Source organism: Streptomyces aurantiaciflavus (assembly GCF_049808595.1).
Lineage (GTDB): Bacteria > Actinomycetota > Actinomycetes > Streptomycetales > Streptomycetaceae > Streptomyces.
Genome location: NZ_JBNCAQ010000008.1, coordinates 78,881 through 85,158, shown reverse-complemented (window position 1 = coordinate 85,158; position 6,278 = coordinate 78,881). Strand labels below are relative to the sequence as shown.

Below are 6,278 nucleotides of genomic sequence, written 5' to 3'. Positions count from 1 at the left end.
GCCCGGGGGTGGTGGTGGTTTTTCTCCCCGGGGCGGGGGGGGGGCGGGGCCCCCCGGGCCGCGCGCCTTCATGACCTGCTCACCGCATCACACCACTGATGCGCGTTGCTACTTACCGTCCTCGCCGCGCTGCAGCGCCTCCATGGCGCGAGCCGTGACCTCTTCCACCTTGCCGAGCGCCGAGATGGTGACCACCAGGCCCTGCGCCTTGTAGTAGTCGATGATCGGCTCGGTCTGCGTGTGGTAGACCTCGAGGCGCTTGCGGACGGTCTCCTCGGAGTCGTCGTCCCGCTGGTACAGCTCGCCACCGCAGACGTCGCAGACGCTCTCCGTCTTCGGAGGGCTGTAGGTGACGTGGAAGACGTGGCTGGAGTCCTTGCGGCAGATCCGCCGCCCGGCGATCCGCTTGACGACCTCTTCCTCGGGAACCTCGAGGTCCAGCACCGCGTCCAGCTTCATGCTCTCGGACTGCAGCATCTCGTCGAGCGCCTCGGCCTGGGACACGTTGCGCGGGAAGCCGTCCAGGAGAAAGCCGCCCTCGGCGTCCGGCCTCTCCATGCGGTCCTTGGCCATACCGATGGTGACCTCGTCCGGCACCAGGTTGCCCGCGTCCATGTAGGACTTCGCGAGTTTCCCGAGCTCCGTCTGCTGGCTGATGTTGGCCCGGAACAGGTCGCCCGTGGAGATGTGCGGGATCGACAGGTTCTTGGCCAGGAACGCGGCCTGCGTTCCCTTACCCGCACCCGGCGGCCCGACGAGGACGATTCGCATCAGCGGAGGAACCCTTCGTAATTGCGCTGCTGGAGCTGGCTCTCGATCTGCTTCACCGTCTCGAGACCCACACCCACGATGATCAGGATGCTGGTCCCACCGAATGGGAAGTTCTGGTTTGCATTGAAACCAACCAACGCCATCGTCGGGACGAGAGCGATCAGACCCAAATACAGCGAACCCGGCCAGGTGATCCGGTTGAGCACGTACGACAGGTACTCAGCGGTCGGTCGGCCAGCCCGGATGCCCGGGATGAAGCCACCATACTTCTTCATGTTGTCGGCCACTTCCTCGGGGTTGAACGAGATGGCGACGTAGAAGAAGGCGAAGAAGACGATCAGCAGGAAGTACATGCTGATGTAGATCGGGTGGTCACCCCTGGTCAGGTTGGCCTCGATCCAGGTCTTCCAGCTGGAGTTGCCGCTGGAGAACTGGGCCACGAGAGCCGGGATGTAGAGCAGCGACGAGGCGAAGATGACCGGGATCACACCGGCCTGGTTCACCTTGAGCGGGATGTACGTCGACGTACCGCCGTAGGACCGGCGGCCGATCATGCGCTTCGCGTACTGCACGGGGATCCGGCGCTGGGCCTGCTCGACGAAGACCACCAGGGCGACCATCACCAGGCCGACCAGCACGACGGTGCCGAACTCGATCCAGCCGTCCGCCAGCGTGCCCTGCTTCTTGATGGCCCACAGCGCGGAGGGGAAGGTCGCGGCGATCGAGATGAACATCAGGATCGACATGCCGTTGCCGATGCCGCGGTCGGTGATGAGCTCACCGAGCCACATGACCATGGCCGTGCCGGCGGTCATGCAGATGACCATCACGATCGTGGTGAAGATCGCGCGGTCCGGGACGATGCTCGAGGCCACCGTGCAGCCGGAGAACAGGGCGCCGCTGCGGGCGGTGGCCACCAGGCCGGTGCCCTGCAGGATGGCGAGGGCCACCGTGAGGTAACGCGTGTACTGCGTGATCTTCGCGGTGCCGGCCTGGCCCTCCTTCTTCAGGGCCTCCAGGCGCGGGATGACCACGGTCAGGAGCTGGAGGATGATGCTCGCCGTGATGTACGGCATGATCCCCAGCGCGAAGATGGTGATCTGCAGCAGCGCGCCGCCGCTGAACATGTTCACCAGACCGAAGATTCCCTGGGTGCCGGACGCTTCGTCCACACAGCGCTGAACGGACGTGTAGTCGACGCCGGGGATCGGGATGTGCGTGCCGACCCGGTAGACCACGATGATCCCGAGCGTGAAGAGCAGCTTCTTGCGCAGGTCGGGCGTCTTGAACGCCCGGGCGAACGCGGTGAGCACGGTGCCTCCTGCGACCCCCGCGCATCTGCGTCAAGGGTGACGGTCTTGAAGGTCCAATAAGAACAACGACATGAGTAACGGCGGACTGCCGCTCAAGGTGCCCCGTTGGGAGAACCTTGTGAAAAGTGGGCAGTGCTGGTCACCTTACCTGCGACACAGCCGCCCTAGGAACGACCAACCGGGGATACCCCATTTGTGGAGTATCCCCGGTCGGGATCGCTCAGGTCATCGAGACGCCTGCGGTGTTCAGACGAGCTCGGTGACGGTACCGCCGGCGGCGGTGATCTTCTCCTTGGCGGAGCCGGAGACGGCGTCGACCGTCACCTGCAGCGCCACGGAGATCTCGCCCTGGCCGAGGACCTTGACGAGGCTGTTCTTGCGCACGGCACCCTTGGCCACGAGGGACTCGACCGTGACCTCGCCACCCTCGGGGTAGAGCGCGGCCAGCTTGTCGAGGTTCACGACCTGGTACTCGGTCTTGAACGGGTTCTTGAAGCCCTTCAGCTTCGGGAGGCGCATGTGCAGCGGCATCTGGCCACCCTCGAAGCGCTCCGGAACCTGGTAGCGGGCCTTCGTGCCCTTGGTACCACGACCGGCCGTCTTACCCTTCGACGCCTCACCACGACCGACACGGGTCTTGGCGGTCTTGGCGCCCGGGGCGGGACGGAGGTTGTGGATCTTGAGCGGGTTGTTCTCCGCCATGATCAGTCGACCTCCTCGACCGTCACGAGGTGGCGGACGGTGTGCACCATGCCGCGGAACTCGGGGCGGTCCTCCTTGACGACCACGTCACCCAGGCGCTTGAGGCCCAGGGAACGAAGGGTGTCGCGGTGGTTCTGCTTGCTGCCGATGTAGGACTTCGTCTGCGTGATCTTGAGCTGCGCCATGATTACGCACCCACCCCGGCACGCGCACGCAGCAGAGCCGCGGGGGCGACGTCCTCGAGCGGCAGACCACGGCGGGCCGCGATCTCCTCGGGACGCTGCAGGCCCTTCAGGGCCTCCACGGTCGCGTGCACGATGTTGATGGCGTTGTCGGAGCCGAGCGACTTCGACAGCACGTCGTGGATACCGGCGCACTCGAGCACGGCACGCACCGGACCACCGGCGATAACACCGGTACCCGGGGACGCGGGCTTGAGCAGCACGACGCCGGCAGCCTTCTCACCCTGGATGGGGTGCGGGATGGTGCCCTGGATGCGGGGGACCTTGAAGAAGTGCTTCTTGGCCTCCTCAACGCCCTTGGCGATGGCGGCCGGCACCTCCTTGGCCTTGCCGTAACCGACACCCACGGTGCCGTCACCGTCGCCCACCACGACCAGCGCGGTGAAGCTGAAGCGACGACCACCCTTCACAACCTTGGCGACGCGGTTGATCGCGACGACGCGCTCAACGTACGCGGTCTTCTCGGCGGCAGCAGCGCCGCCGTCACGGCCCTTCCGGTCCCGCCGCTCGCCGCCACCGGCACCGCCACCGCGGCGCTGGGGTCCAGCCATTGGATTACCTCTCTCTTTCCGCTAGCTACAAGCGGCTCAGAACTTGAGCCCGGCTTCGCGGGCGGCGTCCGCCAAGGCGGCGATGCGCCCGGCGTACTGGTTGCCACCACGGTCGAACACGACAGCCTCGACACCGGCGGCCTTGGCACGCTCGGCGACCAGGGCGCCGACCTGCTTGGCCTGCGCGGACTTGTCGCCCTCGCCACCGCGGATCGAGGTGTCCAGGGTGGACGCCGACGCAAGGGTGTGACCCTTGAGGTCGTCGATCACCTGGGCCACGATGTGGCGGTTCGAGCGGGTCACGACCAGACGCGGACGCTCCGCCGTACCGTTGATCCGCTTGCGGATCCGGATGTGGCGGCGCTTGATCGCGGCGCGCTTGTAGGCGTCGCCCTTGAGGATCTTCTGTCCGTATGCCATGGCTTACTTACCCGCCTTTCCGACCTTGCGGCGGATGACTTCGCCCTCGTACTTGACGCCCTTGGCCTTGTACGGGTCGGGCTTGCGCAGCTTGCGGATGTTGGCCGCAACCTCGCCGACCTTCTGCTTGTCGATGCCCTCGACCTGGAAGCGGGTCGGGGTCTCCACCTTGAAGGTGATGCCCTCGGGGGCCTCGACCAGGATCGGGTGGCTGTAACCGAGCGCGAACTCGAGGTTCGAGCCCTTGGCGGTCACGCGGTAACCGACACCGCTGATCTCGAGCTTCTTCACGTAACCCTGGGTCACGCCGGTGATCATGTTCGCCACCAGCGTGCGGGAGAGGCCGTGCAGGGCCTTGCTCTGACGCTCGTCGTTGGGGCGGGTCACCTGCAGGGTGCCGTCCTCGCCCTTGGCGATGTCGATCGGAGCAGCAACGGTGTGGGTCAGCGTCCCCTTCGGGCCCTTGACCTCGACCGTGCGGCCGTCGATGGTGACGTCCACGCCGGCGGGAACCGCGATGGGGAGCTTGCCGATGCGCGACATAGCTGTTTCCTCCGTTCCCTTCTGCTACCAGACGTAGGCGAGGACTTCCCCACCCACGCCCTTCTTGCCGGCCTGCTTGTCGGTGAGGAGCCCGTGCGACGTGGAGATGATCGCCACGCCGAGGCCGCCGAGCACCTTCGGCAGGTTGGTGGACTTCGCGTACACCCGGAGACCGGGCTTGGAGATCCGCTTGATGCCCGCGATGGAGCGCTCACGGTTCGGGCCGAACTTCAGCTCGAGGACGAGGTTCTTGCCGACCTCGGCGTCCTCGACGCGCCAGCCCGTGATGAAGCCCTCCTGCTGGAGGATCTCCGCGATGTGCGACTTGATCTTGGAGTGCGGCATCGACACCGAGTCGTGGTACGCCGAGTTCGCGTTCCGCAGACGCGTCAGCATGTCTGCGATCGGATCAGTCATGGTCATGAATTGGCCTGTGGCCTCTCTCGCCGGGGTTTCCTGGTGCGCCATCCCTCTCCCCGATCCGAGACGGGACGGGTGCGGCGCGGTGGACCTACGGCGTAGTAAGCAATCATTGACGGACAGCTGTCCGCGTGACGTACGGGCGTGACAGGCGCCCAACCCCACAAGCCTAAGGCATGCGGGGGTGGGCCCCTGTCCACCCAGATGCTTACCGAGAGCTTCAGGAATCCCTAAAAAGCGGGGACTACCAGGAGCTCTTGGTCACGCCCGGCAGCTCGCCACGGTGAGCCATCTCACGAAGGCACACGCGGCAGAGGCCGAACTTGCGGTACACGGAGTGCGGACGGCCGCAGCGCTGGCAGCGGGTGTACGCGCGCACACCGAACTTGGGCTTGCGAGCAGCCTTAGCGATCAGAGCCTTCTTCGCCATCTCGCTCACGCCTCCTTGAACGGGAAGCCGAGGTGACGAAGGAGCGCGCGGCCCTCAGCGTCGTTGGTCGCCGTGGTGACCACGGTGATGTCCATACCCCGGACGCGGTCGATCTTGTCCTGGTCGATCTCGTGGAACATGACCTGCTCCGTGAGACCGAAGGTGTAGTTGCCACGGCCGTCGAACTGCTTGGGGGACAGACCGCGGAAGTCGCGGATGCGCGGCAGCGCGAGCGACAGGGTGCGGTCCAGGAACTCCCACATGCGGTCGCCACGGAGCGTGACGTGGGCACCGATCGGCTGGCCCTCACGCAGCTTGAACTGCGCGATGGACTTGCGGGCCTTGGTGACGGCCGGCTTCTGACCGGTGATCGTGGTGAGGTCGCGGATGGCGCCCTCGATCAGCTTGGAGTCGCGGGCGGCGTCGCCCACACCCATGTTGACCACGATCTTGACGAGGCCGGGGATCTGCATGACGTTCTCGTACTTGAACTCGTCACGCAGCTTGCCCGCGATCTCCTCGCGGTACTTCTGCTTCAGACGCGGGGTCGTGGTGGTAGCCATCAGATGTCCTCACCCGTCCGCTTGGCAACGCGGATCTTGTTGCCCTCGTCGTCGAAGCGGTAACCGACACGCGTGACGACCTTCTTGCCGTCCTTCTCCACGACCAGCTGAACGTTGGACACGTGGATCGGGGCCTCGGTGGTCACGATGCCGCCGGCCTGGGAGCCCTTGGCGGTCGGGCCGGCCTTCGTGTGCTTCTTGACCCGGTTGACACCCTCGACCAGGACGCGGTCCTCGCGGGGGAAGGCCGCGATGACCTTGCCCTGCTTGCCCTTGTCCTTACCGGTGATGACCTGGACCAGGTCGCCCTTCTTGATCTTCAT

At 65.7% G+C, this 6,278-nt stretch carries 11 protein-coding genes; all 11 read right to left on the bottom strand.

Annotation, left to right across the window (positions count from 1 at the left end):
• Positions 1 to 108: 108 nt before the first annotated feature.
• On the bottom strand, positions 109 to 771 hold the full coding sequence (locus ACPT94_RS11115; protein ID WP_360332159.1) for an adenylate kinase: 663 nt from the start codon (positions 769 to 771) through the stop codon (positions 109 to 111).
• Complete coding sequence (gene secY / locus ACPT94_RS11110) at positions 771 to 2,084, bottom strand: preprotein translocase subunit SecY (protein ID WP_360332156.1); 1,314 nt, start codon at positions 2,082 to 2,084, stop codon at positions 771 to 773. Before secY ends, ACPT94_RS11115 begins: the two co-directional genes overlap by 1 nt.
• A 246-nt stretch (positions 2,085 to 2,330) precedes the next feature.
• Complete coding sequence (gene rplO / locus ACPT94_RS11105; RefSeq protein ID WP_030601181.1) at positions 2,331 to 2,786, bottom strand: 50S ribosomal protein L15; 456 nt, start codon at positions 2,784 to 2,786, stop codon at positions 2,331 to 2,333.
• A gap of 2 nt (positions 2,787 to 2,788) precedes the next feature.
• Complete coding sequence (gene rpmD / locus ACPT94_RS11100) at positions 2,789 to 2,971, bottom strand: 50S ribosomal protein L30 (RefSeq protein ID WP_009190145.1); 183 nt, start codon at positions 2,969 to 2,971, stop codon at positions 2,789 to 2,791.
• Positions 2,972 to 2,973: 2 nt separating this feature from the next.
• Positions 2,974 to 3,579: a 30S ribosomal protein S5 gene (rpsE, locus tag ACPT94_RS11095; protein ID WP_003998815.1), complete on the bottom strand. Its 606-nt coding sequence runs from the start codon at positions 3,577 to 3,579 to the stop codon at positions 2,974 to 2,976.
• A gap of 36 nt (positions 3,580 to 3,615) precedes the next feature.
• A complete protein-coding gene (gene rplR / locus ACPT94_RS11090; protein ID WP_071364959.1) occupies positions 3,616 to 3,999 on the bottom strand; it encodes a 50S ribosomal protein L18 in 384 nt (127 codons plus the stop codon).
• A gap of 3 nt (positions 4,000 to 4,002) precedes the next feature.
• Positions 4,003 to 4,542 carry a 50S ribosomal protein L6 gene (gene rplF / locus ACPT94_RS11085; protein ID WP_390658132.1) on the bottom strand — a complete coding sequence of 180 codons (540 nt, stop codon included), beginning with the start codon at positions 4,540 to 4,542 and terminating at the stop codon, positions 4,003 to 4,005.
• Positions 4,543 to 4,566: 24 nt separating this feature from the next.
• Positions 4,567 to 4,965, bottom strand: coding sequence for a 30S ribosomal protein S8 (rpsH, locus tag ACPT94_RS11080; protein WP_055706474.1), 399 nt, complete (start codon positions 4,963 to 4,965; stop codon positions 4,567 to 4,569).
• A gap of 241 nt (positions 4,966 to 5,206) precedes the next feature.
• Positions 5,207 to 5,392 (bottom strand): type Z 30S ribosomal protein S14, encoded by a 186-nt coding sequence (locus ACPT94_RS11075; protein WP_003956452.1) that lies wholly within the window; start codon positions 5,390 to 5,392, stop codon positions 5,207 to 5,209.
• A 5-nt stretch (positions 5,393 to 5,397) separates the two neighbouring features.
• Positions 5,398 to 5,955, bottom strand: a complete 558-nt coding sequence (gene rplE / locus ACPT94_RS11070; protein ID WP_016434630.1) for a 50S ribosomal protein L5 — start codon at positions 5,953 to 5,955, stop codon at positions 5,398 to 5,400.
• Entirely contained in the window at positions 5,955 to 6,278 is a 324-nt protein-coding gene (rplX, locus tag ACPT94_RS11065) for a 50S ribosomal protein L24 (RefSeq protein ID WP_055517275.1), read from the bottom strand. The genes rplE and rplX overlap by 1 nt, the downstream gene beginning before the upstream one ends.